This window comes from Kitasatospora sp. NPDC051164, assembly GCF_044455625.1.
GTDB lineage: Bacteria > Actinomycetota > Actinomycetes > Streptomycetales > Streptomycetaceae > Kitasatospora.
Genome location: NZ_JBITFB010000053.1, coordinates 1 through 23,905, shown reverse-complemented (window position 1 = coordinate 23,905; position 23,905 = coordinate 1). Strand labels below are relative to the sequence as shown.

The following is a 23,905-nucleotide window of genomic DNA, read 5'->3' as shown; positions in this document are numbered from 1 at the left end:
GGGCGCGCGGCCCCACCCCCGGCATACCGGGGGGGTGTGGGGCTGGGGTTGTGCGCTCCGCGGGGGGGGCCCCGGGGGGGCGGGGGGGGGGGGCGGCCCCCCCCCGGCCCCCCCCCGCGCCGATCAGGGTCCAGCGGAGCCTCCTGGTCCTCGGGTTCCACGAGGACCTGAGAGGTACGCCTCCGTGCTGCTCGCGACGGGTTCGACGCATGGCCGTATCAGGTCGAGAGCCTTCGGGGCGGGATGGTGATGCTGTGACACCTTGCGGGCGGACGGCCCCGACGACCTGTCAGGGCTCAGGGCCCGCCCGCCACCAGGCCGTCCACCTGGTCGTGGTCGACGCTGAGCGTCACCCCGCCGTACGTCTCGGCGGCGCTGCCGCGGTACTGGTGGATGCGCTGGTGGCCGGCCCACAGGTCGTCGGGCAGCCCCACCTGGCCGGTGGTCGTGGGTTTTCCGTCCCAGCGGGCGTACCAGAGCGCGTCCGGCAGCGGGGACCGCCCGGCCCGGGCGGCGGCAACGATGTCCGCGACGCCGGAGTCCATGCTGGAGTAGAAGCCCGACCGGTACCCGGCCGCGTGCAGGGCCCTGGTCCAGCCGACGGTGAAGTCGACCACCGCCCGGCCGCACACCGCGTCGCCCGCCGGGTACGACTCCATGTCGAGGTACACCGGGCTGCCCGGCCCCAGCCCCAGCGCCTGCAGCGCTGCCGCCGCCTCGCCCGCCTCCTGCTCGCCCTGCTGGTCGGCCCGGGCCGGGTCGATCCGCAGCGGCTTGTCCTGGCGCTCGGCGCAGGGCGCCTGGAGCCCGACGTGGGTGGGCACCAGCTTCCACCCCATCGCACGGACCATGGCGACCCACTGCGGCGTCAGCCGGTCCTGCGCGCAGCCGCGCTGGCCACCGCTGCTGTAGATGTTCACCGCGCCGTACGGCGAGGCAGTGCGCCAGACGGACAGGGCCTCCAGCGGCGGTGCCGAGCAGGCGTCGAACCCGGCCCCGTCGAACCGGTACTCCGGCAGCGGCGCGTCCGGCGGTGGCGTGCCCGGTCGTGGTCCGTTCGGCAGCGGGGCGGCATGGGGCCCGGCAACCTCCGCGGGCCGGGCGGCCGGCTCCCGTACGCCGGGGGCGAGCCCGTGGGCAGTGCCGGGAAGCATGACGAGCACGGCCGCCGCGGGGAGCGCGGCCAGGTATGGAAGACGCATCCCCCCGTTCTAGCCAACCGTCGGGGACCTCCCATGTCACGGTGGCGCCGTGCCGCGCCCGTTCACCCGCAATCGCGACACCGCCGACTCCGAACGCCCGGCCCCGCCGACGCGGCACCGGGGTACCCGGGCCGGGGCGGGACGGCGGGCACGGCCGGCGGCTCGGTACGCGCCGCCGGTCACGCGCACGGTGTCTCCCCGGTGGTGCGGCGCGCGGGCGGGGCCGGTGGGGAGGGGCCGGGGCGGGAGGGTGCGAGCCGCGGGTGCGGCCCCGTAGCGGGCGGGTTGGGCGGCCGTCAGTCCTGGGCGGCGGCGGCCTCGGGGCAGCCGGTGCCGGGGGCGGGCCGTGCGTCGTCCGCGGGGGTGTGCGGGGTCTCGGGTGCGTGGTGGAACAGGCTGAGCAGACCGCCGACAGCCAGGGTGATCACCACGCCGACGGGGACCAGCCACTGGGCCGCGATGGCGGTGGGAACGGTCCCTGCGGCCGTGGTGACGTCGATCTTCACCTCGCGCACGATGTAGGTCATCACGACGACGGTGATCAGGAAGGCGAGGACGGAGTCGGTCTCGTTGGCGCGCCGTACGAGGCGGCCGAGCAGGAAGGCGCCGAGCAGTGCGCCGTAGGTGTAACCGGCGATGGTCAGGCCGGTGAGGTAGACGTTGCCGGTGCTGGTGCTGAAGGCGCAGGCGAAGACTGCCATCAGCGCGGCCCATACCAGTGTCATCACGCGGGCGAGTCTGAGGAGGAACTCCTCGGAGGGCGTGCTGCGGAAGAAGCTGTGGATGACGTCGGCGACCGTCGAGTTCGACATGGAGTTCAGGGCCGAGGACAGTGAGCCCATGGCGGCGCCGAGGATGCCGGCGACGAGCAGGCCGGAGATCATCACGGGCAGCCCGTGGAGGATGAAGTCGGGGTAGAGGTTGTCGGAGCTGCTCAGTCCGAGGGTCCTGACGTTCTCGCCCCGGTTGTAGGCCCACAGCAGGGCGCCGACGAGGGAGAAGGCGGCGAACTGGAGGGTGACGAACACCCCGGAGGCGATCATCGCCTTCTGGCCGTCGCGCAGGGTCTTGGTGGCGAGGATGCGCTGGACGATGAGCTGGTCGGAGCCGTGGCTGGCCATGGCGAAGATCGCGCCGCCGATGATCGCAGTCGGCAGGGCGAACGGGCTGGTGAGGATGTGGGCGAGGTCGAAGTCGGTGTCGAAGAGCCTGAACCGGCCGGCGTCCAGGGCGCGCGCGTAGCCGTCGGTGCCGACGTGGCCGGACAGCACCGCGATGGTGAGGAGAGCGCCGCCGAGGTACAGGCCCATCTGGATGGCGTCGGTCCAGATGACGGCCTTGATGCCGCCGAGGTGGGTGTAGACGACGGTGATCAGCGTGAGCACGATGATGATGGTGCGGTAGCTGGTGTGCACGCCGAACTCGCCGAGTAGCAGCTTGATCGGGATCGCGGAGGCGAACAGCCGCACGCCCTCGGCGAGGAGCCGGGTGAAGACGAAGGTCACCGAGGCGAGTCCCTGGAGCCTGAGGCCGAATCTGCTGCCCAGGTACTGGTAGGCGCTGACGAAGCCGCCGCGCTTGTACAGAGGGATGAGCGCGGCGGCCACGACGATGCGGCCGATGACGTAGCCCAGTGCGAGCTCGACGTTGCCGAAGCCCTGTCCGCCGTAGGCGCCGCCGGGCACGCTGATGACGGTCAGCACGCTGGTCTCGGTGGCCACGACGGAGAACGAGACGGTCCACCACGGCATGTGGCCTTCACCGACGAAGTAGTCCTTCGACGTCGTCTGACGGCCGGCCAGCCGCAGACCGACCACCGCGACGGCGACCAGGTAGACGACGACCACGAGAAGGTCGAGTTGGCGCACGCTCACTCCTAGACTGTGCCGGTGGCGACCGCCCGGCAGGCGGGCGGTGAAGACCAGGTGCCTGCGCCGGAACCGGCTCGTCCTCGCCTGGCCGCGGGGTCTGCTGGTCCTGGACGAAGCACGACACCGACAGTACGGGCAGCGGGCGTCGCGGTGATCCGGCCGGTGCCGATGCGTCGCAGGGCCGAGTCCGCGGTCACCCGGGAGACGGGCAGGGGCGAGGCCAGGGCCCGGGAGATCACGGAACGAGCCGGCTCGCAGGTCTCACGAGGGGCGGGCGAGGTACGCCGTCTTGGCGTCGGGCGAGAAGCCGCAGGCCCTGTAGAAAGCGTGGGTGGCAGGTTCGCGCGAGCCGGTCTGCAGCATCGCCTTGTAGCAGCCCGCGTCCCATGCTGCTCGGAGCGTGTCGGCCATGATCCGCTTGCCCAGTCCGGTGCCTCGCAAGGTCTCGTCGACGACGACGTTCTCGATGACTGCGTACGGGGACGCGGAACGAGTGAGATTCGGGATCACGTTCAGGTACGTCGTGGCGACGACGTCCCCGTCGACTTCAAGTACGAACAGGTGCAGGCCGGGTGAACCCAGAATCTGCGCGAAGGCCGCTGTGTCGGACCCGTCGTGCAGAACCGGGTCCGCCGGCTGCAGTTGCCGGTAGAGGCGCAGAACGTCTTCGAAGTCATCGGGCCTGGCCTCGCGGAAGAGAGTCATGGCCGCAGGCTAGTAGACCGTGATCTTCCTTCATGCAGGCCGGCTGAGCCGTTCCGGGCGGCGGATCGGTCTGCCTGAGGCGTCCGGTCAGCCGCGGGAACGCAGCTCGAGCAGCTCTGGGGCCAGGACGGCGATGAGGGAGCGATCGGTCTCGATCAAGCCTTCCTGCCGGAGTCGGGAGAGCGCGCGGTTGACCGTCACCCTGGTGACACCCAGGAGGTCGGCCAGGGCCTGCTGGGAGCCGGGCAGGGCGATGTGTCCATCCGCGGACGATGCCGCCTCATTCAGTAGCCAGGCGGCCAGTCTGGCTTCCGCGGGCAGTGTTGCGGTGCTGGCGAACTGCTCCTGCCGGCTTCGGGCTTGGCCGGCCAGAATGTGCAGGACGTGCCTACGTACGGAGAGGGCTCCGTCGATGAGGGCGAGGAAGTGGTCGCGCGGCAGGGCGCGCACCGTACAGGGCGTGAGTGCGGTGAAGGTGGCGGTGTGTCCGCGGGCATCGATCACGGCGACCTTGTCGAGCGCACAAGGAGCAGACCACTCGCCGAAGCGAATGACCCGGCCGGCCTGCGTGGTTGCCGTGGCGGCCACCCGGCCGCTCAGGAGGAGCAGGAGGTGCGACGCCGGATCGCCCGCCGCGCGCAGCGCGTCGCCGGCCGGGTAGCGTCGTGCGAAAGAGGTGTTCCAGAGCGTGCGCAGTCGATCGTCCGACAGCCCGGCCAGCAGCGGCACACCGCGCAAGGAGCGCCACTGGGCTGCAGACGCAGTATCAACTGATACAGATCCGGCCATGCTCGGAACCTACCCTCCACCCATGTTGATCGTCGAGCTCGCCTTCACCTCAGCCGCGGAACGCCTGGCGGCACGTCCCGCTCATCGCGCACTTCTCAGCCGTCTTCACGAGGAGGGCCGCCTCGTCGCCGCCGGCCCATGGCGGGATGACTCGGGTGCGCTTCTGGTTTTCGACGTGGAACGTGCGGAGCTGGACCGCGTACTCGCTGACGACCCGTACTACCGGACACCCGGTGTCGAGGTGCTCGGTGTGCGCGAGTGGACGCCGGTGGTCGGTCCCGACCGGGCTTGACGGGTGAAGTGGGCACATTCGTCGGGCGATGCGCTGCTCGGGTACCGGGCGGCAGGATCACGATCTACAGCTGGAGTACCAGTGCGGCGACAGCACTTCCGCCGGTCCAGCCCGTGATCGTCATGCAGGCAGGTAGGGCACGTTCGCCGAACGTTTCGACCGAAAGGTTTGCCGACCGTGCCCAGCCCACGGTGCTCAGGCGCTCAGGTGTGCCAAGAGGGCGGGGTGGTCGGCGAGGGCGCTGTGGAGCAGCCGGCGTGCGAAGGGCGTGTACTGGCCGCTGTCGGCGGCTGTCCAGTCGATCGGGCCGAAGGGCGGCTCGGGGTCGTACTCGATGAACAGCTGCACCGTGCGCGCGATGTCGCGGCCGGCGAGGCGGCCGACCAGGTGCAGTGCCATGTCGATGCCGGCCGAGACCCCGGCGGCGGTGATGACGTGTCCGTCCTCGACCCAGCGCTGGGTGACCGGCGTTGCCCCGAAGCGGGGAAGCAGGTCGCGGTACATCCAGTGCGTGGTGGCCCGGCGGCCCTCCAGGAGGCCTGCCGCTGCGAGCAGCAGCGAGCCGGTGCACACCGAGCCGACGACCTGGGAGCGCGCCGCGGTCTCGCGAAGGTTTCGCAGCAGGCTCTCGTCGGCCATCGCGGCCAGGGTGGGGACGAGGCCGCCGGGCACGATCAGTGCGTAGGGATCCGCTATTTCCTCGAAGGTGTGACTGGGCACCAGGGTCAGCGGGGTGTCGCTCGGCATCGGCTCGATCCGCTCGCCGACCACGATCGTGCGGTAGCCGGGAACGAGATCGCCCAACGCCGCGAAGACCTGTATCGGACCGACGATGTCCAGCGGAGTGAGCCCCGGGTACAGCACGAAGGCGATGGTCTTCACCGGGTCCGCGGGCGGCTCGGGCGAGGTTTCGGTCATGACGGGACTCCTGAAGTCGGTGGTGGCCGAGGGCCTGGCGGCGGGCTGCTGCCCTGGCAACCCTCACCCGCCGACTCCATCGCGGACGGCATCGTTCGGGCTCGATGTCCGAAATCCTGGGATACCTGTCCTTCGGACGGGTTCGGTAGGGTCGCAGGCATGACGACAGCTGTCCGCCACCGCGTGGTGGTCGTGGCCTACGACGATGCGGAACTCGTGGAGATCGCCTGCGTGACCACCGCCTTCGACGGGGCGAACCGCCTGGGCGCGAGTCCGCCCTACGACGTCCTCCTGGTCACCCCGCAGGGCCGCCCGGTGCGCTGCTCATCGGGACTGGTCCTGGCGGCGCAGGCGGCGCTGGAGCGTACCCGCGGCCCGGTCGGCACGCTGCTGGTCGTCGGCGGGTGGGGCCACGCCGCGGCGGCGCAGGACACCCGGCTGGTCGAGCACGTGCGCCGGCTGGCCGGCATCGGCCGTCGGGTCGCGTCGGTGTGCACGGGGGCGAGTGTGCTGGCGGCGACCGGACTGCTCGACGGACGGCGTGCCACGACCCACTGGGCGTTCGCGCGCGACCTCGCGCAGCACCACCCGGCCGTCCACGTCGACGCCGCGCCGCTGTACCTCCGCGACGAGCACGTCTGCACGTCAGCCGGGGTCACCGGCGCGCTCGACCTCACCCTCGCGTTCGTCGAGGAAGACCACGGCCCGGCCCTCGCCCGGACGCTGGCCCGGATGATGGTGACCTACCTCCAACGACCGGGCAACCAGGCCCAGATCAGCATGTTCGTCGACGCGCCCGCCCCGGAGCACCGGACCGTGCGGCAGACCGTCGAATACATCACCGCACACCTCGACAGCGATCTTGCCACCACCGCGCTCGCCGCGTACGCGGGAGTCAGCGGACGTCATCTGTCCCGGCTGTTCCTCGACCAGCTCGGGCAGACACCCGCCCGGTTCGTACGGACCGCCCGGGCCGAGGCGGCCTCACAACTCCTCGTCTCCACAGCACTGCCGCTGGCTTCGGTCGCGAGGCGCTGCGGGTTCACCTCCGCCGAGACGATGAGGCAGGTGTTCCTGGACCACTACGGAACGACCCCCAGCCACCACCGCACAGTCCACAGCGCGCCCCAGGTCGCACCCACCGCGCGCAGCCTCCTCCCTGCGGGAGGGCCGGAACGCCACCCCGCCGACGGCTGGCATGGGGAGTAGGGCCGAAAAGCCGTCCGGCAGCCGAAGGGGGCCGAACGTGCCTGACCGGGCCGTCGGGCGGTCGGCCTCGGCCATCAACACCGGCACCCCGACCTCCGGAGCCTGCCCCGCCGGGCCTGCCTCCGCTCCTCGTCGGGGAGCAAAGGCAGCCACAGCGAGGAGTGAGAAGCGCTGCTACGGGTGGTAGAGGGCCTGGGCACGCGCCATGTCGGCAGGCCCGTCCCCGCCAAGGTGCAGGAAGTAGCCCACCTGCCACACCTGCGTGGCACGTGCCTGACGGTTGGCCGTGGTCACCCACGGCGGGTAGACACGAAAACCCCGCTTCCCGCCCACGTGGTCCCGGGACACGATGCCCCGCTCGCACAGCACCTCGCACGGGAACACGAACTGCCCGAAGTGGCCGCTGTCGCGGCTGCTGACGACAAAGAGGTCGACCCCGTCATCGGCATCGAAGGGCCTGATCGGCCCGCCCTCGGACCGCTGCCACACGGTGACGAACTGGCCGACCTTCGTCGGGGTGGTCTTCGCCACACGGAACCGAACCGAGAGCCCATCGAGGGTGAACCCGTGAGCCGCGTACTCGGCACTCTCGGGTTCGGGCACCGGCTGCGAGCAGGCAAAGCCGCTCGGGTCGTACACCGATGCCTTCACTGCCAGGAGGTCCCCGTGAAGCCCCGCCCACAGCCGGTTCGTCGCCATTGCCCCATCCTGCCATCACACCCAAAGGTCACGGCCGGCGCTTCTGACATCTGATGACAGCAGGCTTCGACTTGCCACGGACTCCAGGGGTCCGCCGAACCCCGAGCTGATCGACACGCTCCGCCGGACCGCACGGCAGGAGCGGCCGGAGCCGCTCCTGCCGTGCGGTGACCCGGGCGGGTCGTTTCAGCAGCGGCCGGCCGGACGGTCACGGACCATCAGGTCGCTGCGGCCCACGGTGGCGTCCAGCCAGAGCACCCGGAGGCCGTGGTCGGCGGCGGCCATGGTCTGGCTGCCGCGGTTGCAGGACAGCCGCTGCGGGGTGCCGCCGGTCAGCGGGACCTGCCAAAGCTTGGGCAGGACGGCGTTGGTCCAGCGTCCGTCCTCGGGCTCGCGGTACGACGGTTCGTAGGTCACGGCCTCGTCCGAGGCGGTGATGGCGCCGATGCGCGTGGTGTCGGGCGCGTCGGCGGACAGCAGGTCGGTCACGCCCGAGCCGTCGAGTGCGCCGGAACGGATCGCACTGTGACGGGCACGGTCTGCGGGCGTCTCGGTCCACAGGAGTCGCCCTCCGGCGAGTTGCAGGGGCCCGCCCACCATCAGGCCATCTCCCTGAGGGCCACTGACGGCGTACTGCGCGGTGATCCTGCCGTCGGCGATCGAGTAGACGGTCGGGGCGGTGACGGCGGCCGCCTGGGCACCCCAGGATTCGAACCAGGCGAGCCGGCCGCCCTTGAGGACGGGCCCGGAGGCGTTGTGGCCGTCGGGCAGCGGAAGCGCTACCGCCGGGGCGCCGCCGCGGGAGAGGTGGATCGCGGTCCGGCCGGTGGTGTGGTCGCTCACCGTGAACGCGACGTCGTCGCCGGAGACGGCGGGCTGGCCGACCACCCCCTGCGATCCGGAGGTGTGGAAGACACTGCGGATCGGGCCACCGGACAGCGGCCGGACCAGCACCTCCGTCTCCCGGCCTCCTTGCGCGCTCGGGCCGTCGGCCAGCCACGCGGCGCGGACCCCGTCGGTCGCGGGCTGCACGTGCCAGCGGCCGTCCGACGGGCTCAGCCGCGTGGGGGCGGCCGACGTGGGGGTGGCCGACGTGCCGGTGGCGCCGGTGTACACGGCCGGCCCTCCGCCGTCGCCCTGGGTCGACCAGGAGAGGACCCAGTGGCCGCCCGCGGCCGCCGGGGGTGCGAAGGCGGCGATGTCGGTCAGGACCGTGTGGCTGTCGACGCCGAGCCGCTGCTGCCAGCCGGCCCGGATCCCGTGGGCGTCGAAGGCACCTGCCACCGACCGGAGTTGCCCCCGGGAGAGGCCCAGGTCCCGACCGGCGGCGAGGACGGCGTTGCGCCCGGCGACGAAGTCGTCCAGCGGGGTGAGGTAGGCCGAGAGCGCGCGGTAGACCAGCCGGTCGGCGGTGAGCGGGTCGAGGGTGCGGCGGATGTCCCACAGCGCGCCGCCGAAGATCGGGGCGTTCAGGTGCACGCCGGCGTTGTCCACCGACGACCCCGCGCCGACGTAGTCGTCGACGGTGGTGCGGCGGTCGTCCAGGCGACGCGTCGCACACGCCTGCGGGGTCCCGGTGCGGCAGAGGCTCTCGCAGAGCAGCGCGGCCTCGGGGGCGTTCATCGCGATCCCGCGGGCGGTCACTTCGATGGCGTTGCCGAAGTAGTCGGCCAGAGCCTCGTCCATCGCCCCGGACTGGCCCCGGGCGAAGAGTTTGGCGGTGTGCTGGACATCGACGTCGAGGTCGTCCGCCGCAACCCGGCCGACCAGGGCAAGGGCTTCGTCCCACAGCCGAAACGGTGGGTGGTGGAGCAGACGAACGGCACCCTGATGCTGCATCGACGCCTCGCCCGCGAGTACGACCACAGGCCCGACAACTCCGCCTCACGGGTCTACTGGGCCTCCACCGCGAACATGACCCGCCACCTCACCACACCAGCCCCGGCCTGGCGCGACACCCTCGGGCTGGCCGCGTGAACATCGCCGAACTCCTGGCGGACCTCCAGACCCGGCAGGACGAGGCCGCCGCCCGGGCCGCAGAACTACGCGCCCGGATCGAAGAGCTCGCCGCCGACCTGACAGAGACCGAAGCGCGGCTCACGGATCCGGCCACCGCCCGAAAGATCATCGCGGAGGTCACGCCGGCAGGAGCCGAATCAGAACCACCCGAGACGAACACCACCTACCAGGCCATCGTGAACGCCTTCAACCAGCATCCCGACCAGGCATTCCGGGCACGCGAGCTGCACGAACTCCTCGGCATGCCCACCGACGAGACGTCCGTCAACATCACCCGCAGCCGCCTCGGACGCCTTACCCGCCAAGGCTTCCTCACCCAACCCGGACGAGGCCGCTACCAGAAACGGACTTACAGTAACGTCCACTGACAACTGATCTTGACCGATTGACAAGTGAGTTTGACCTGCTGACAGCGGCCGCCGGGCTTCGGACGGAGTTCCAGAGCCTGGCGCTCGCCAATCCCGACCGCGCCGCACGGTTCACCCGATTGAGCTGTGAGCGAGCCTGGTGGTCTGGGGAGAAGGGAGAGGACGGGGGGATCGTTCGGTCAAGGATGGAAGGCGCTCATGCCCGCGAAGCCGGCCTGTCTGAACGGGGCCGCCGCGCTGTGAAACTGGCTCTCCACTCAAACGAAGATCCGGATCTGGCGCAGGCCCAGGACGAGTTGCGCGCGTTCCTCACCACTCTGTCGCTGGCTGGAGCTGAGCGTTCGGCGGTTCATGTCGCGGTTCTCGAAGCCATGGTCAACGCCGTCCGGCACGGTCACAGCGCGGGGCAGCGGGCGGCGACGCTCGACCTCGACGTCGTGGCCGGGCAGATCGTGGCGACGGTCACGGACTACGGGCCAGGGTTCGACCCGTCCTCCTGCCTTGATCCGCTCGCTCCAGAGCGCAGGCCTCTACCTCACGGCCGGGGCGTTCTGCTGATGCGCGCGCTCATGGATGACGTCGAATTCACCTTCCCGCCCGGCGGCGGCACCCGCGTCACGCTCCGCCGGACCATCCCCACTCCCGCCCCGACCGGGGCAGCCCAACCAGCACAAGGAGCAACCCACATGCGTCCGATCGTCAAGGTCGAAGGCGGTACCGGCAAGATGATCCTCATCGGCCAGTTCGACTTCAACCTCCACCGCGAGTTCCGGCAGGCCTCACAGGAACTCCTCGACAATCCGGAGGTGAAGCTGATCGTGATCGACTTCGACCAGGTCCCGTTCATCGACTCCAGCGCGCTCGGGATGCTCCTGCTCCTCAAGGAGCGTGCCGCCATGCAGAAGAAGTCGCTGGAGCTCCACAACTGCCGTGAGGCGGTTCAACAGGTCTTCGAGATCGCCCAGTTCAACAAGATGTTCACCATCCGCTGACTGCCAGGTGGCAGGACGAGCTGCTGTCCGAGCTGGTTCTCGGCGCTGTGACACCAGATCCCGGGGCGCTCGCCCCGGGATTTCCCATGCGGCCCAAGCTGACGGGTGCCCCCGTCGCGGCCCCCCATCCACGCCCGCACAAATCGGCATCGCCGTACGCCATTGCCACAACGACTCCCCCAATCAAGTGGCGGACCCTGGCGCCAGTCAAGATCACTTGGCAATCGGTCAAGATCACCTGTCGGAGAACAGCGGGGCATCCGACCGACCACGCCGGCCGGGCTGGGACAGTAGAGCGCGAAACACTCCCACCAGGGAGAACGGCCTGAGACCGTCCCAGCAAAACGGACACAACGGGCGGGCTGAGACACACCTGGGACACCTCATGTCCCAGCCCGCCGACACCCGCCGGCACCGCGGTCCGACCTGACCGGAGAACGGCGGCCGGGGGCGGGGCGCAGCACCGCATGGCGGCGCACCGAACGGCGGGCGCGGCGGGCACCGAGCCGGACCGGGGCCAGGCGGCCTGGACGGCGGCGAGCAGGACACCGACGGCGCCGAGCAGGGCGTGGACGAGCGGCCCCCGGACAGGCCGACGACGTCCCTCCTGACAGGATCACAACCCGGTGCGCGTCACACTCCATTGCCCGTGACGCGCACCACCAACACCCGCAAAACGCGGGCAGAAAACCCGCCGGAAAACCGAGCGGACACACCCCACAAAAGCGCCAGAAAAACACGTCGGGAAATCCGCCGGAACGCCTGAAGGAAACACCCAGCAATTCCCCGCCCCCGACACCCGCCACCCGCCGCATGGCATGCCCACGACGAACACACACAGCAATCAAAACCCACCCCGCCACACACCCACTGAACAAGCCGCAGCCGAGCCCGCACACTCATAAGCTCGTTGACATCTCGCACATCACGCCAACGACGCCGGTCACCCTCGGTTACCACCGACTACGGGCCAGAGCCGTTCGCTGGGCAGGACCGCCGGAAGCGCTGCGCTGATCACCTCGGAGACAGGAAAATCGTGACCCACGTGACGGAAACGGTCTCCGTCAGGTGGCGGACAGGAACCTGGCGACGGCCGCCGATTCCGCGTGGATTCCCGTCTGAACCCCTGGCGGCAGCAGCTCGAACTCATCGATCCGGATGGAGCGCCCGCCGGATCGGGTCCAGGTAGCGACGGCCAGGCCGTCGGTGATGATGGTCGGCCGGATAAGGCCGCCTCCCGGCCACACACGGGCTTCGTGACAGCCGGGGACCGACGCCTCACGGGTGTGGTATCCGACGAGGTAGTTGTCATAGGCGGGCAGCATGCGGACATCGGGGGTACTGGACGTGCCTCCGGCGTCGTCCGCCCATCCGGCGAGCACGGTCTGTGTGCCGTACTCGGTGATTGCGCCGGATTGCGCCAGCGTCTTCCAGGCTCTGCGTGCCCAGGTGATGGGCAGTCCGGACCAGGTGGCGAAGTCCTCGGATGTGGCGGGTGCGTGCGCGGCCAGATAGCGACGGGCCAGCTCGGCAAGGGCAGCCTCGCCTTCCGGTCGGGAGTCCCCGGCGGCGGGCAACCAGTCATCAAGCAGCACATACGTGGCCACACCGGCCCGCTGTGGGCCATGGCAGAGGACGCCGCCGAGCGCGGCGTGGCGGATCAGGTGGAAGGGTGCCTGTCCGTTCGGCGGGACGCCGAGAGTGGTGAGGTGTTCGGTCAGCTCGGCTCGCGTGAGCGGGCCGTGCGTGGCGAGTACGCGCCGGATGAGGCGGTCGGCGCTTCGGCAAACGTCGTCGTCCAGGCCGAGTTGGTGGTAGCGGGGGCCGGTGCCGGCGATGATCCGGGGAGCGAGGAGCCGCAGGACCCAGTGGACGTCTTCGCTTGGGATGGTGTGCAGGGTGCCGCGCATGTACCAACCGCGGACGATGCTCCGTTCATCCTCGTATGCCGCACGGATGTCAGCGGCCGTGATGTCCCGCCCGCGTACTCGGATGCCGAGGTCGGCGGCCGTGGCGTCCTGAGCCTGGATCGCGAAGACCCGGCGGACGACCGCCTCGGCGGAGACTTCCCGCAGTCCGCCAGCCAGGGCCTGTGCGCGGGCCCGCAGTCCGCGGATACCTTCGCGATCGAGCATTGCCATGCCTCGGTGGAGCCCGTCTCGGTCAGGTGGCGGCCGCGTGGAGGATGCCGGCAAGGTCGGCGGGCGCCGACAGCATCGGCCAGTGCCCGGTGGGCAGGTCGAAGCGCCGCCACGGCGCGTTGTTGAGGAAGGCCAGCATCGGCACCCCTGTATCCAGCAGGCCTGTGAAGTCACGGCAGGCGATCAGGACACGGTCCACACCAGGACCGGGCGCGGCGTGGTCGGCGAGGCGCTGGGTGTAGGTGCCGAACGGCTGAGGAGTGGCATGTGCGGTCAGCACGTCCCGCTGGTCCTCATCCAGTCCGTCGAGGCTGCTGGACAGACTCAGGACCTCGAAGGATGGCATCGGCAGCCGCCAGCCGTCGCCGTGGGCTGTGACCTGCTGGCCCAGCTGGTCCGCTGCCGCCGGTGGCATGAGGTCGAGCATCCGCATGCCCGCGGCGAACGGGGCGCTGTCCACGTAGACGACGCGCTCCAGCCGGTCGCTAAGGCGCCCGGCCGCGCCGGTGACGGGGGCGGCCGCGTAGCTGTGGGCAACCAGGGTGACCTTGCGCAGATCGCTCCTCTCGACGAACTCGATGATGTCCGCGATGTGCGTGTCCAGGTCCGTCTGGGGCCCGCCCTCCCCCGCGCGCTCGGCCAGGCCGGTCAGCGTCAGCGCCACCGCCGTGTGGCCGTGCTCCCGCAGAGCGCGGGCGGTGTCTTCCCAGGCCCACGCGCCGAGCCAGGCGCCGGGAACGAGTACGAAGGTGGCCATGTGATCTCCCTGAAATGAGTGCTCTTTGGAAGCGTAGAGTCGATACAGGACAGAATCAGCCCTGAAATATCGAGTGATCCATGTCGCATCCCCTGACCCGTGTGCTGACCCTGCTGGAACTGCTCCAGTCGAACGCCGGACTCACCGGGACCGAGCTGGCCGACCGGCTGGACACCGACGTCCGCACCATCCGCCGGTACATCGCCCACCTGCGCGACCTGGGCATCCCCGTGGAGGCCGAGCGCGGCCGCTATGGCGGCTACCGAATGGCCCGCGGCTACCGGATCCCACCCCTGGTTCTCACCAATGACGAGGCCCTCGCCGTCGTCCTCGGACTCCTCGCGGCCGAACGCCTCGGGATGGGGACGACCGTGCTTGCCGCCGTGGGCGCCCGGGCCAAGATCGAGAGAGTGCTTCCCGACGCCCTGCGAGAACCGCTCGCCGCCATGCGGGAAACCCTGTCCTTCACCGCGAACGCCGTGATCGCGCAGGCCCCCGGGAGCAACATCCTGCTGGCGCTCGCGCGAGCCTCCCGCGCCAGGACGACCGTCGGCATCAACTACCAGTCCCAGCGGCAGGACCAGACCGAGCGCGACATCGACCCCTACGGCGTGGTCTTCCACACCGGCCGCTGGTATCTCGTCGGCCACGACCACCTCCGCGACGACCTGCGGACATTCCGCATCGACCGAATCGCCTCCGTCACCCCCCGCACGAAGGCCTTCACCGCCCCCGACGGCTTCGACCCCGTCACCCACCTCACCTCAACCCTCGCCCAGGGGCCCTACCGCTGGCAGGTCGAAGTGACGATCCACGGCCCCCTCGACGAGATCGCTCGCAGGCTGGCGAACACCGCTGTCACACTCACCGCCCAACCCAGCGGCGTCCGGATGCAAGCCCAGGCAGAGAGCCTCGACGGCATGGCACACATGCTCGCCTCACTCGAATGGCCCTTCACCATCCACCGCCCCGACGAACTCCGGCCAGCCCTCAAGAATCTGGCCGAACAGCTCACAGCAGCAGCCGAACGCACGCCAGGAGAACTGTCGCGCCAGAAGATCACCAAGCGGTTACCGGGGTCGACCGGCCCCTCCCGATAGGGCCCGTCGACCCCGGTGGTCCGGGTGCCTGGCGGATCAGGCGGCGGGCGGCGGCAGGTGGCGCAGTCGGCTGACCGGGGACAGGGCCAGCGGGACGAGCATCAGGGCCGAGCCGACGGCGATCGCGGCGAGTCCCCCGCGCAGTCCCAGCGCCCCGCCGATGACGCCGCCGAGCAGGCCGCCCAGCGAGCCGCCACCGAACAGCAGGGTCCGGAAGGCCGCGTTCATCCGGCCCATCAACGGCTTGGGCGTCAGCGTCTGACGCAGGCTGACCATCACCACGCCGGCCACGCCCAGGCCCAGGTAGCTGATGAAGAACGAGCCGACGAACAGGGCCGTCATCACCGGCTTGGAGGCGTCCGCGAACGGGAGCAGAAGGGGACTCGTGAAGATCGCCGTCATCGACACCGCGTAGACCGTGCCCAGGCGGAACCGCTTGATGATCCGTCCGGACAGGGCCGCGCCGACCAGGCCGCCGACCGAGGACGCGGAGAAGACGACACCGATCCCGGTGGGTGTCAGCCCCTGGTCGCGCACCGCGTAGAGGACGAACACCGTCCACACCGAGACCATCGAGAAGTTGCAGAACGGCGCCACCAGGGCGAGCGGGCGCAGGACGCGGTCGCCGAAGACCCAGCGCAGCCCCTCGGCCAGTTCCCGCCCGAGGTGGCGTCCCTGCGCTGACGGCTCGGGGCGTGGCTCGGGCGTGCGGATCAGCAGCAGCGTCACGAGTGAGACCAGGTAGGAGAAGGCGTCCACCAGCAGCGCGACCGGCGCGCTCAGGGTGCCGACCAGTACGCCCGCCAGACCCGGGCCGGCGACGTCGGCGGTGGAGGAGGTGACGCCGAGCTTCTGGTTGGCCTCGACGTAGCGCTGCGGGTCCTTCACCAGGGTCGGGACGAAGGACATCCAGCTGACGTCGAACAGGACGGAGAAGACGCCGATCGCGCAGGCGAGCGTGAGCAGCACCGGCAGATCGAGGTGGTGGGTGACGGCCAGCAGCGGGATCAGGCCGATGAGCACCATCCTGGAGCCGTTGGCCAGCAGCATGACGCGCCGGCGCCGCATCCGGTCGACCAGGACGCCGAACACCAGGGCCAGGGCGAGGTACGGGACGAGTTGCAGGAAGCGCAGCAGTCCGACCTGCTCGGGGGTGGCGCCGAAGGCGATCACGGCGGTGAGCGGCAGGGCGAGGGTGGTGACCTGGGTGCCGAGCAGGGAGAGCGTCTCGCCGGACCAGAACGTGAGGAAGTCGCGGTTCCGCCAGAGCGAGGCCCCGGTCGGGGCCGGCGGCTGCTCGTGGGCCGGACGGGTCTTCGTCTGCGGGCCGGGCCCGATCACTGTCGCGGTCATCCGGTGGTGCTCCCCCCGAGTAGTTTCTCATGGTTGTGATGTCTGTAACCATGAGAATCATGGCAGTAAGACCTAACGGTTGCAAGTGGCAGTTATCATTAGGTCATGGTTTCCTTCACCGCTTCGAAGGCCCCGGCCGGGTCCGCCCCACCGCTCGCCGTCACGTTCGCGAACACGCTGGTCGCCACCCGCGGCAAGGTCCGCGACGCCCTGGCCACCCCGGACGACCTCACCGCCTGGCTCGCCGTCAACGCCGTTGCGGCCGGCGCCGACGCCCCCGAGGCCGCGGTCGACGAGGCCGACCTGGCGCAGTTCCGGGCGCTGCGCGATGCGATCCGCGCCGTCCTGCGGGCCTTCGTCGACGGTGAGTCGGCCCCTGCCGCCGAGGTCGAACGGATCAACGAGGCGTCCGCCGCCGCCCCGAACTGGCCGGTCCTGGCCGCCGACGCCACCGGGTACGCCGCCACCCGGCGCACCGACCGCGCCCCCGTCCCGGCCGCGCTCGGCGCCCTCGCCCACGACACCGCCGCCCTGCTCACCGGCCCGCTCGCCGCCGACCTGCGGGCCTGTCACGGCCCGGGCTGCGTCCAGTTCTTCGTCAAGGACCACCCGCGCCGCGAGTGGTGCGGCCCCGGCTGCGGCAACCGCGCTCGCGCCGCCCGCCACTACCACCGCCAGCGCGGCCACTCGGCATAGCGACCCGCGAACGGCACGCGCCCCGCAGGGACGGTACCTCCGGGGCGCGGTCATGCCGACCGGCCGTCAGCCGATGCCGACAGCCAGGCTGCCGGTCGTCGTGATCGGGGCTCTTCAGGGCTGCGATCCAAGCCGAACCTCGTGGCGGCCTGGGGGCGATCGATCAGCCGTTCGCGCCTGCCTTGCAGCGCGCAGGACCAGCAGCACGCGACCACCCGCGACGATGCCACGGACGCCGACCCGCCGCCCCGGGCCGGACCGGTCCCCGGCCAGGCGCTAGCCTGACCGGCGCTGATCGATGATTGCCGGATGTTCCGGTGACCCGGCTCGTCGGACAGACGATCCGGTCGGCTCGGCAGATCGACTACAACGACGGCCATGTCGGCTTCACGGCCGGCCTCACGCTCCAGTTCCCCAGCGACAGCGTCCGCCTGCTCGGTCTCGTGGACGACCTCCTCATCGCCCACGACCATCATCTGGGCGCTGTCGAGGCCCACCTACACGAGGATGTGACCGTCGCGCGGGTGGTGCAGACCTCCGGGGGCTTCCCGTCACAGTGGGACGCTTGGACGACCACGGGGCAGTACCCGTACCTGTGGTACCGGCACGGCGAGGGGACTGTCGAGCAGCATCCGAGCGAGGACGTCGACACCTGGGAGGGCGAGGCGTCGAAGATCTGGACCAGCTGGGACGACGGAACCAACGGCGGCCGGATCGACCTCGCCGACTTCCTCGCCACGGCCGGCCTGCAGCTAGCCCCCGAAGCCGAGGTCCACACCACACCGCCGATCGACCCGAAGGTCTGAGGACGTTGGTCACCCACCCCAGCCGCGATTACGCGATCACCGCGATGTACTCCGTGCCCGACGACGCCTGGTACCTGGAACTGGACCTCGTCCGGGAGCAACGGGCCGTGGTGACCGCGGTCATCCCCGACGAGGACCCAGCGCGCGAGCCGACGGTGTGCTTCGATCCCCAAGGACGGCACCTGGACATCCCGTACGAGGTCATGCAGTGGTTCATGGACCAGGTCGCGGAGGAGATCCGGACGTCCCGCGCCTGGATGCGGCTGAGGCCCGAGCTGATCGAGGTCATCCCCGATGGCACCCCGATGGATGGCATGCAGGCGTTCCAGCTCGTCGCTGCGGGGGCGGTAGGAAGTGATCACTGTCCTTCCGCCCCCGGGTCCGAGGTCAGTGGCTCGTGTTGAGCCGACTGATCCGCTGGCGGTTGGCAGCTCCGGCGGCCTGGAGTTCTTCGTTGCGCTCTCCCAGTTTGACCGGTGAGATCGACCGCTTGCTGTTCAAGGGCGGTGATGCGGCGCTTGAGCTGGTCGATGTCATCGGGTCCGCCGAGTCCGAAGTCTCTCCACGCCTGTTCGCCGAGGAGTCCGGAGAGCTTGCCCTCCAGGGTCCGGATCCTTGCGGTGAGACGGCCGGCGCGTTCTTGGGTGTTGGCGAGGTCGGCTTGGAAGGCCCAGGGCAACCGGGTCTACCTCCCGCTGGCCGACTGACCGGCGCTGAGCGCCGTCCCGAAGGCCTTCTCGACTTCGGGACGGCGCTCAGTCGTCTCGTCATCGGGGTCGGGGCTATGTGCGTGCCGGTTCGCGCATGGGCGTCGTCGAGGCTTCCAGCGTCCGGCGGATGACCGCCGAGCCGTGTTCGACGAACTCGGCGATCGCCGCGGCGAGAGTGTCGGGGAGGACGTCGGTGTGCCACACGAATCTCGTCCGGCCTTCGGCTTCCGGCAGGGCCTGCATGGAGGCGTGGTGGTGGGACGGATGGAGGCTCCCACCGACGACGGTGTAGGCGACGCGCCTCGTCTCGTGATCGAGGTCGACGAGTCTTTCGAGGACGATCGTGCCGTCGGCGAACGTCACGGCGCGGGTGTCCGAGTTCAGACGGGTGTCGATGACGAACCCCGGCACAAGCCGCTCGTGCACCGCACCGTAGTCGCTGAGCACAGCCCATACCGCTTCGGGAAGGGCGTCGATGACGAATTCCTTGTGGATGGAGGCCATTGGCGATCGACTCCCGGTCAGGCGGCGGCGATGCAGAACAGGTGTCCTTCGGGGTCGGCCAGAACGGTCCACTGGCCCTCCCCGGGTTGGAACTCGGGCCTGGTCGCGCCCGCCGCAAGCAGTTCCTTGGCCGCGACCTCCAGGTCGGAGACCTTGAAGTCGAGGTGGGAGTGCTTGGCGGTGTCGGGCCAGCTCGGTCCCCGGTAGCCGGCGACCCGCTGGAAGGCCAGCCGGATCGGGCCCTGGCCCAGGTAGACGAAGTCGTCGTCGGCCTGCGCGACGTCCCAGCCGGTGACCTTCCGGTAGAACTCGGCGAGGGCCCGGGGATCGGCGCTGTCGATCGTGATCGCGGTGAGCTCCGCGTGGACGGCCATTGATGGCTCCCTTCGTGTCATCAGGTGATCTCAAGCATCCGGGGCGATGGCACTGCAGGTCTTGAAGATCTTTGCGGGCCGTTCTGTCGTACCCGGCGCGTACCGTCCGCAGCATGCTGTCTGTGTCGCCCTTCGCCGCCCGGCCCGAGTTCACCGTGGCAGTGGTGGACTGCCGCTCGGACCACACTCGATGGTCGGAGCCGGAGACCCGCGGTGATCACCGCTTGGTGCTGGTACGACGTGGCAGGTTTCGGCGACGGGTCGACGGCATCGATTCCGATCTGGACCCGACCATGGCCTACCTGGGCGCGCCGGGCGAGGAGGAGCGCTTCGCGCACCCGTCCGGCGGCGACGTCTGCACGTCGGTCAGCTTCAGCCCGTCCGTCCTGGGACGTCCGCTGCCTGCGACGACGGTGTACGTGGACGCGCGCGTCGATCTCGCCCACCGTCGTCTGTTGGGCGCCGCAGGAACCGGCGACCTCGACTATGCGCTGACAGAGGAACTGCTTCGCCTTGTCGCAGCGGCAGCCGGCGGGCTGTCCCTGCGTACGGTGCCGGCCGATCGGGCTCTGGCCGCTGCGGCGCGTCAGGCGATCACCGAAGGGGTTTCGGAGGCCGCAGGACTCTGCTCACTGGCCGTGCTGCTGGAAGTGTCGCCCTACCGGTTGAGCCGGGTGTTCTCGCGAGAGACGGGCGTCTCGCTGACCCGCTACCGCAACCGCGTCCGGGTCGCCCAGGCCATGGACCAACTCAGCGAGGGCGAAGCCAGCCTCGCAGACCTGGCCGCACGGCTTGGCTTCGCCGACCAGGCCCACCTGACCCGCACCGTCCGCGAGCACGTGGGACACACTCCCACTGTGTTGCGCCGACTGCTCGCCCCCAGTTCGCGCGCGTCGCGAGCGGCCAGGAGCCGATCGAATGTGCTGGTTTCGGGCTGAAGTTGTCGTCGGAGAAGATGCGCCGACACCCAGCGGTGGTAAGGGCATCGATCTGGCGTTCCAGGTTCTGAGCACCGGTGGACACGCGCGCGTTACTAGACCCGTACTTCGCGGATGACCGTTGCAGGTCTGTGGCCAGCGGGTTTGTCCGATGTCGATGTCGAGGAGATCGAGGGGGTGGAGTTGGACGCCGCGGTTGATCTGGACGGTTGGCGGGTCGGTGACGTTGCCGATTCGCAGGGTGAGTTCGCCGAGGTAGTAGAGGATCATCCGGCCGGTGGGGCGGACGCGGCGATTGTCCGGGTAGAGGCCGGGCATGGTCTCGTCGGGGCCGAGCGCGCGTCTGACCTGCCGCTCGATCAGGCAGAAGACCAGCAGTGCCAGGCAGATGACCTGGATCAGAGCGGCGACGCGCCGGTTGTGCTGCACGAAGACCGGTGCGACCGCCAGGGGCCCTTGAAGTCGTGGTAACGGCGTTCGACGGCGCCCTGGCCCTTGTAGTGGATCAGTACTTGGTCCGGGCCGGCCTTCTCGGGCGGGAGGCTGGTGATGAGCGCGTGCCACCCGTCGACGGCTGCTTCGGCCTCGAGTACGTCCTGGTCGAAGTGCCAGGCCAGGCTGGGGGCGCCGTTTTCGTCGGCGGTGATCTTCCAGCGCAGGCAGGAGGTGACTCGGCGCTTGGCCGTGATGACGCCGATCCGGGCGGCGATCTTCTCCCTCGTCCTGTAATGCTGCCCGCCCGCCGCGGTAGTGAGTCGGTCGAGGTACAGGCCACCCCCGACGGGCCCTTCGCTGGGTAGCGCTTGGCGTGCAGTAGCCGGTCCTCCCACCACGGGCCATCCGGGGCGGAGACCAGCGCGGCGACCTGCTCGCGCTTGGTCGGGGCGGGCAGCACCAGCGGGCCCAAGTCCTTCTCGGTGCGGCCCGTTCGCACTGCGCGCACTCCAGCCGCTCAGGGTCGGCCTTCTTGGTCAGCTCCAGCAGCGAGCCCTCCTCCCCGCCGATGGAGCCCCGGCACGTCCAGCACGGGCGCAGCGCGGCGTTGGCCGCGCGGGCAGCCGCCAGCCGGGCGTCGTGCGCCGCGAGGGCGCGCAGGACCCGCCAGATCGTACGGAAGGAGGAGGCCTCGATCTCGGCGTCGGCCTCGGCCTTCACGGCCTCGCCGGCGTCGTGGACCTCGGCCGGGTGCGACCAGGACTGAACCAAGCGCCAGGTCCCCGTAGGCGGCCGAGCGGTCCGGCGCGTGCTCGATCAGGGCCCCGCGGCGGCTGCACGTGGCCATCGGGAGGTGCTCGCCCTGTGCTCCACGTAGCCGTCCCATTCGTGCGCCTGGTCCGGGTCCCCATCGACCGTACGGCGTGACAGGCAACAGCAGTGGGTGAGTTCCTCCACCGGGACTCGGGCTGCAGCCGGCCTACGGACGGTCGTCAAGGTGGCCACACAGCCACGCCAGCGCCATGTAGACGCCCAGCGTCCGCTCCGTCTCGCCCGGCCGGTCCGTGCCCGACTGGAGACGCACCGCGGCGGCCTGGCACTCGGCGAGCAGCTGCGCCCGGCACGGCCCGTAAGCGCCGACGGCGGCGTTCGCGGTGACCGGCGCACCCTGGGCACCCACCGCCCACCGGTAGGCCTCCAGCAGACCATGCTCGAACCCGGTGCGGGGCGCGTTCACCGTCTCCAGTGCGGCGAACACCTCGTCCACCGACCGCACCCCAACCGCTACCGCCGTCGTGTCCTCGCTCGCCATGGTTCGACGCTACGGGCCCCACAACGCCGGTGCCGCACGGCCTGCGCGCAGACGCCGCCTTCCAGGGGACAAGCGTGCCGCGGCGCCCCGCACAGGACGCGGGCCCTCGGTGACCGGCTGCCGCGGCGGCGAGGCCGGGACGGCCCGGGCCCTGCTGTGCCCCTGGCCGCCCCTCAGGCCGCCCGGTCCCGTGCCCCGGCACCGGACGGCGGTCGGCTGGGCGCCGACGGGTCTCGGGGCGGCGCGTCTCAGGGCGCCGGGGCGATCCCGCCGTAGCGGGCGTCCGCGACTCGGCAGAAACACTGAGCGCCCTTGGGGTCAGCTCCACATCATCGCGCCCAGCCCAGTGACGACACACCGACACTCCGTAGCGAATGACGGGCCGGCATGCTGCTGCAAGCCTGACCGCGCCGCCGCCGACCGCCACGCGGCGCCAGCGATCAGGCAACCGGGCCCGCTCAGGTGGTCAACGAGTGATGTGCACGGCGCAGATGTCGTCATGGCGGCCGTCCGGTGCAACCAGTTCGGCGACGAGCGCGTCGACGAACCGTGGGGTGCCGGCGTGGGCGGGTGCGGTGCGCGCGAGGCAGGCCAGGCCCTGGTCGATGGGCTTTCTCGGGTTCTCGACCAGGCCGTCGGTGTACAGGAGCAGGTGGTCGCCGGGGTGCAGGTCAAGGGTGACGGCTTCGTAGCGGGCGGTGGGGGTGGCGCCCAGGATGATGCCGCCGGGAGTGGGCAGGAAGCGGGCTCGGCCATCGCGCATCAGTAGCGGCGGGAGGTGGCCGGCGCAGACCCAGGTGAGCTGGGAGGCGGCGCGGTCGTAGCGGGCCATGACCATGGTGGCCGTGCGGGTCTCCCGTTCCGTGGTGTGGAGCAGGATGGTGTTGAGCCGGGCGAGGATGTCGGGCAGCGGGGTGCCGGTGATGGCCATACCTTTGGCGGTGAAGCGCAGCAGGGCCATGGTGGCCACCGCGTCGAGTCCGTGGCCGGCGACGTCGCCGATGACGAGCAGGGCGTTGCCGTCGGGTAGTTCGATGGCGCTGTACCAGTCGCCGCCGAGGTTGAGTCCTTCCTGGAGGGGCTGGTAGGCGACGTCGACGGTGAGGTCGGCGAGGTGGAGGGTCTGCTGGGGCACCGGCAGGAGGGTGTCCTGGAGGCGTGCGGCGAGGTCGCGTTCGGCGGCAAGCTGGCTCTGCTGGGCGAGTGCGGCCTGTTCGTGTTCCCGAACCAGTTGTTCGGCGTGCTTGGCGGCGGTGAGGTCCTGGTAGAAGCCGTGGATCTGGACCGGTTGGCCCTGGGCGTCGGTCTCGGCCTCCGTGATGACCCGCACGTGGCGGTCCTGTCCACCCGGGAGGTGGACGCGGACGGTGAGGTCAAGGGCTTCACCGGCCTTCAGCAGGCGCCGGATTGCATCGTCCAGGCCGGGGCGATCCTCGGGGTCGGCATGGGCCGCGATCTCCTCCAGCTTCAGCGGGCCCTGTGCCCGGTCCCGGTCGAAGATCGCGTACACCTCGTCGGACCAGGTCACCTCACCGCAGACCAGGTCCCGGTCCACCCAGCCCATCTTGCCCAGGCGCTGCATCACCGCCAGGCGGCGCTGCTCCCGCTCGCGCTGGTCCAGCCGGTCCCAGGAGACGATCAGCCCTCCGTCGCAGGGGGTGGCACGCACGCGGTAGCGGGAGCGGTGCGGGATGCCGGTGGCGCTCTCCTCGTAC

Annotated in this window: 24 protein-coding genes and 1 pseudogene; 11 read left to right on the top strand and 14 right to left on the bottom strand. The window is 70.5% G+C overall.

The features are described 5' to 3' along the window. Window positions 1-296 precede the first annotated feature (296 nt). From ACIBEC_RS43940 to ACIBEC_RS43925, 4 genes are all read right to left on the bottom strand, one after another. A complete protein-coding gene (locus ACIBEC_RS43940) occupies window positions 297-1,202 on the bottom strand; it encodes a DUF1906 domain-containing protein (RefSeq protein WP_360509460.1) in 906 nt (301 codons plus the stop codon). Between the two features lie 296 nt (window positions 1,203-1,498). Further along, window positions 1,499-3,070: a sodium:solute symporter gene (locus ACIBEC_RS43935; protein WP_360509464.1), complete on the bottom strand. Its 1,572-nt coding sequence runs from the start codon at window positions 3,068-3,070 to the stop codon at window positions 1,499-1,501. Between the two features lie 264 nt (window positions 3,071-3,334). Continuing rightward, complete coding sequence (locus ACIBEC_RS43930; RefSeq protein WP_360509458.1) at window positions 3,335-3,778, bottom strand: GNAT family N-acetyltransferase; 444 nt, start codon at window positions 3,776-3,778, stop codon at window positions 3,335-3,337. 87 nt (window positions 3,779-3,865) lie between these two features. Next, window positions 3,866-4,507 (bottom strand): Crp/Fnr family transcriptional regulator, encoded by a 642-nt coding sequence (locus tag ACIBEC_RS43925; RefSeq protein WP_360509456.1) that lies wholly within the window; start codon window positions 4,505-4,507, stop codon window positions 3,866-3,868. A gap of 82 nt (window positions 4,508-4,589) precedes the next feature. On the opposite strand from ACIBEC_RS43925, the gene ACIBEC_RS43920 reads away from it, so the two are divergent. After that, window positions 4,590-4,859, top strand: a complete 270-nt coding sequence (locus ACIBEC_RS43920) for a YciI family protein (protein ID WP_360509455.1) — start codon at window positions 4,590-4,592, stop codon at window positions 4,857-4,859. Window positions 4,860-5,054: 195 nt separating this feature from the next. Here ACIBEC_RS43920 and ACIBEC_RS43915 read toward each other — a convergent pair whose 3' ends face one another. Beyond that, complete coding sequence (locus ACIBEC_RS43915; protein ID WP_360509454.1) at window positions 5,055-5,777, bottom strand: DJ-1/PfpI family protein; 723 nt, start codon at window positions 5,775-5,777, stop codon at window positions 5,055-5,057. 159 nt (window positions 5,778-5,936) lie between these two features. Here ACIBEC_RS43915 and ACIBEC_RS43910 point away from each other — a divergent pair, with 159 nt between their 5' ends. After that, entirely contained in the window at window positions 5,937-6,986 is a 1,050-nt protein-coding gene (locus ACIBEC_RS43910) for a DJ-1/PfpI family protein (RefSeq protein ID WP_360509453.1), read from the top strand. Window positions 6,987-7,160: 174 nt separating this feature from the next. On the opposite strand, the gene ACIBEC_RS43905 is transcribed toward ACIBEC_RS43910, so the two are convergent. Continuing rightward, window positions 7,161-7,685, bottom strand: coding sequence for a MepB family protein (locus ACIBEC_RS43905; protein WP_360509451.1), 525 nt, complete (start codon window positions 7,683-7,685; stop codon window positions 7,161-7,163). A 186-nt stretch (window positions 7,686-7,871) separates the two neighbouring features. Continuing rightward, window positions 7,872-9,455, bottom strand: a complete 1,584-nt coding sequence (locus ACIBEC_RS43900; RefSeq protein WP_396290569.1) for a M4 family metallopeptidase — start codon at window positions 9,453-9,455, stop codon at window positions 7,872-7,874. On the opposite strand from ACIBEC_RS43900, the pseudogene ACIBEC_RS43895 reads away from it, so the two are divergent. The 3 genes and pseudogenes from ACIBEC_RS43895 to ACIBEC_RS43885 all read left to right on the top strand — a co-directional run. Continuing rightward, a pseudogene (locus tag ACIBEC_RS43895) lies at window positions 9,402-9,662 on the top strand (IS5/IS1182 family transposase); the annotation flags it as partial. The gene ACIBEC_RS43900 and the pseudogene ACIBEC_RS43895 sit on opposite strands and share 54 nt — an antisense overlap. Then, the gene (locus ACIBEC_RS43890; RefSeq protein ID WP_360509447.1) at window positions 9,659-10,072 is read left to right on the top strand and encodes a hypothetical protein; all 414 of its coding nucleotides are present in this window, start codon (window positions 9,659-9,661) and stop codon (window positions 10,070-10,072) included. The pseudogene ACIBEC_RS43895 and the gene ACIBEC_RS43890, both read left to right, overlap by 4 nt. A 17-nt stretch (window positions 10,073-10,089) precedes the next feature. Beyond that, window positions 10,090-11,064 (top strand): ATP-binding protein, encoded by a 975-nt coding sequence (locus ACIBEC_RS43885; RefSeq protein ID WP_360509445.1) that lies wholly within the window; start codon window positions 10,090-10,092, stop codon window positions 11,062-11,064. 1,064 nt (window positions 11,065-12,128) lie between these two features. Here the strand turns inward: ACIBEC_RS43885 and ACIBEC_RS43880 are convergent. Together ACIBEC_RS43880 and ACIBEC_RS43875 are read right to left on the bottom strand one after the other, a co-directional pair. After that, window positions 12,129-13,205, bottom strand: coding sequence for a winged helix DNA-binding domain-containing protein (locus ACIBEC_RS43880; RefSeq protein ID WP_360509444.1), 1,077 nt, complete (start codon window positions 13,203-13,205; stop codon window positions 12,129-12,131). A 22-nt stretch (window positions 13,206-13,227) separates the two neighbouring features. Next, window positions 13,228-13,962, bottom strand: coding sequence for an alpha/beta hydrolase (locus ACIBEC_RS43875; RefSeq protein ID WP_360509442.1), 735 nt, complete (start codon window positions 13,960-13,962; stop codon window positions 13,228-13,230). 80 nt (window positions 13,963-14,042) lie between these two features. Here ACIBEC_RS43875 and ACIBEC_RS43870 point away from each other — a divergent pair, with 80 nt between their 5' ends. After that, window positions 14,043-15,062, top strand: a complete 1,020-nt coding sequence (locus ACIBEC_RS43870; RefSeq protein ID WP_360509440.1) for a YafY family protein — start codon at window positions 14,043-14,045, stop codon at window positions 15,060-15,062. A 36-nt stretch (window positions 15,063-15,098) separates the two neighbouring features. On the opposite strand, the gene ACIBEC_RS43865 is transcribed toward ACIBEC_RS43870, so the two are convergent. Then, entirely contained in the window at window positions 15,099-16,415 is a 1,317-nt protein-coding gene (locus tag ACIBEC_RS43865; RefSeq protein WP_360509438.1) for an MFS transporter, read from the bottom strand. 105 nt (window positions 16,416-16,520) lie between these two features. Here ACIBEC_RS43865 and ACIBEC_RS43860 point away from each other — a divergent pair, with 105 nt between their 5' ends. The 3 genes from ACIBEC_RS43860 (at window position 16,521) to ACIBEC_RS43850 (ending at window position 18,321) form a co-directional block, all read left to right on the top strand. Beyond that, window positions 16,521-17,111, top strand: coding sequence for an ABATE domain-containing protein (locus tag ACIBEC_RS43860; protein ID WP_360509436.1), 591 nt, complete (start codon window positions 16,521-16,523; stop codon window positions 17,109-17,111). A gap of 317 nt (window positions 17,112-17,428) precedes the next feature. Continuing rightward, window positions 17,429-17,917, top strand: coding sequence for a hypothetical protein (locus tag ACIBEC_RS43855; RefSeq protein WP_360509435.1), 489 nt, complete (start codon window positions 17,429-17,431; stop codon window positions 17,915-17,917). Window positions 17,918-17,961: 44 nt separating this feature from the next. Then, window positions 17,962-18,321 (top strand): hypothetical protein, encoded by a 360-nt coding sequence (locus ACIBEC_RS43850; protein ID WP_360509462.1) that lies wholly within the window; start codon window positions 17,962-17,964, stop codon window positions 18,319-18,321. 378 nt (window positions 18,322-18,699) lie between these two features. Here ACIBEC_RS43850 and ACIBEC_RS43845 read toward each other — a convergent pair whose 3' ends face one another. Together ACIBEC_RS43845 and ACIBEC_RS43840 are read right to left on the bottom strand one after the other, a co-directional pair. Further along, on the bottom strand, window positions 18,700-19,131 hold the full coding sequence (locus ACIBEC_RS43845) for an SRPBCC family protein (RefSeq protein ID WP_360509433.1): 432 nt from the start codon (window positions 19,129-19,131) through the stop codon (window positions 18,700-18,702). A 17-nt stretch (window positions 19,132-19,148) separates the two neighbouring features. Continuing rightward, window positions 19,149-19,505: a VOC family protein gene (locus ACIBEC_RS43840; protein WP_360509431.1), complete on the bottom strand. Its 357-nt coding sequence runs from the start codon at window positions 19,503-19,505 to the stop codon at window positions 19,149-19,151. Between the two features lie 113 nt (window positions 19,506-19,618). On the opposite strand from ACIBEC_RS43840, the gene ACIBEC_RS43835 reads away from it, so the two are divergent. Together ACIBEC_RS43835 and ACIBEC_RS43830 are read left to right on the top strand one after the other, a co-directional pair. After that, a complete protein-coding gene (locus tag ACIBEC_RS43835) occupies window positions 19,619-20,443 on the top strand; it encodes a helix-turn-helix transcriptional regulator (protein ID WP_360509429.1) in 825 nt (274 codons plus the stop codon). A gap of 114 nt (window positions 20,444-20,557) precedes the next feature. Then, a complete protein-coding gene (locus ACIBEC_RS43830; RefSeq protein WP_360509427.1) occupies window positions 20,558-20,914 on the top strand; it encodes a hypothetical protein in 357 nt (118 codons plus the stop codon). A 943-nt stretch (window positions 20,915-21,857) separates the two neighbouring features. Here the strand turns inward: ACIBEC_RS43830 and ACIBEC_RS43825 are convergent. After that, a complete protein-coding gene (locus ACIBEC_RS43825; RefSeq protein WP_360509425.1) occupies window positions 21,858-22,190 on the bottom strand; it encodes a hypothetical protein in 333 nt (110 codons plus the stop codon). A 466-nt stretch (window positions 22,191-22,656) separates the two neighbouring features. Continuing rightward, on the bottom strand, window positions 22,657-23,905 hold a 1,249-nt coding region (locus ACIBEC_RS43820), incomplete at its 5' end, for a SpoIIE family protein phosphatase (protein WP_360509423.1).

Bases quoted from the DNA above. Each gene is read 5' to 3' on its own strand.
- ACIBEC_RS43835 (WP_360509429.1), top strand. From the start codon at position 19,619: ATGCTGTCTGTGTCGCCCTTCGCCGCCCGGCCCGAGTTCACCGTGGCA.
- ACIBEC_RS43875 (WP_360509442.1), bottom strand. From the start codon at position 13,962: ATGGCCACCTTCGTACTCGTTCCCGGCGCCTGGCTCGGCGCGTGGGCC.
- ACIBEC_RS43845 (WP_360509433.1), bottom strand. From the start codon at position 19,131: ATGGCCTCCATCCACAAGGAATTCGTCATCGACGCCCTTCCCGAAGCG.
- ACIBEC_RS43920 (WP_360509455.1), top strand. From the start codon at position 4,590: ATGTTGATCGTCGAGCTCGCCTTCACCTCAGCCGCGGAACGCCTGGCG.
- ACIBEC_RS43870 (WP_360509440.1), top strand. From the start codon at position 14,043: ATGTCGCATCCCCTGACCCGTGTGCTGACCCTGCTGGAACTGCTCCAG.
- ACIBEC_RS43865 (WP_360509438.1), bottom strand. From the start codon at position 16,415: ATGACCGCGACAGTGATCGGGCCCGGCCCGCAGACGAAGACCCGTCCG.
- ACIBEC_RS43860 (WP_360509436.1), top strand. From the start codon at position 16,521: ATGGTTTCCTTCACCGCTTCGAAGGCCCCGGCCGGGTCCGCCCCACCG.
- ACIBEC_RS43910 (WP_360509453.1), top strand. From the start codon at position 5,937: ATGACGACAGCTGTCCGCCACCGCGTGGTGGTCGTGGCCTACGACGAT.
- ACIBEC_RS43905 (WP_360509451.1), bottom strand. From the start codon at position 7,685: ATGGCGACGAACCGGCTGTGGGCGGGGCTTCACGGGGACCTCCTGGCA.
- ACIBEC_RS43915 (WP_360509454.1), bottom strand. From the start codon at position 5,777: ATGACCGAAACCTCGCCCGAGCCGCCCGCGGACCCGGTGAAGACCATC.
- ACIBEC_RS43825 (WP_360509425.1), bottom strand. From the start codon at position 22,190: ATGGCGAGCGAGGACACGACGGCGGTAGCGGTTGGGGTGCGGTCGGTG.
- ACIBEC_RS43830 (WP_360509427.1), top strand. From the start codon at position 20,558: ATGACCGTTGCAGGTCTGTGGCCAGCGGGTTTGTCCGATGTCGATGTC.
- ACIBEC_RS43880 (WP_360509444.1), bottom strand. From the start codon at position 13,205: ATGGCAATGCTCGATCGCGAAGGTATCCGCGGACTGCGGGCCCGCGCA.
- ACIBEC_RS43930 (WP_360509458.1), bottom strand. From the start codon at position 3,778: ATGACTCTCTTCCGCGAGGCCAGGCCCGATGACTTCGAAGACGTTCTG.
- ACIBEC_RS43850 (WP_360509462.1), top strand. From the start codon at position 17,962: ATGTACTCCGTGCCCGACGACGCCTGGTACCTGGAACTGGACCTCGTC.
- ACIBEC_RS43940 (WP_360509460.1), bottom strand. From the start codon at position 1,202: ATGCGTCTTCCATACCTGGCCGCGCTCCCCGCGGCGGCCGTGCTCGTC.
- ACIBEC_RS43840 (WP_360509431.1), bottom strand. From the start codon at position 19,505: ATGGCCGTCCACGCGGAGCTCACCGCGATCACGATCGACAGCGCCGAT.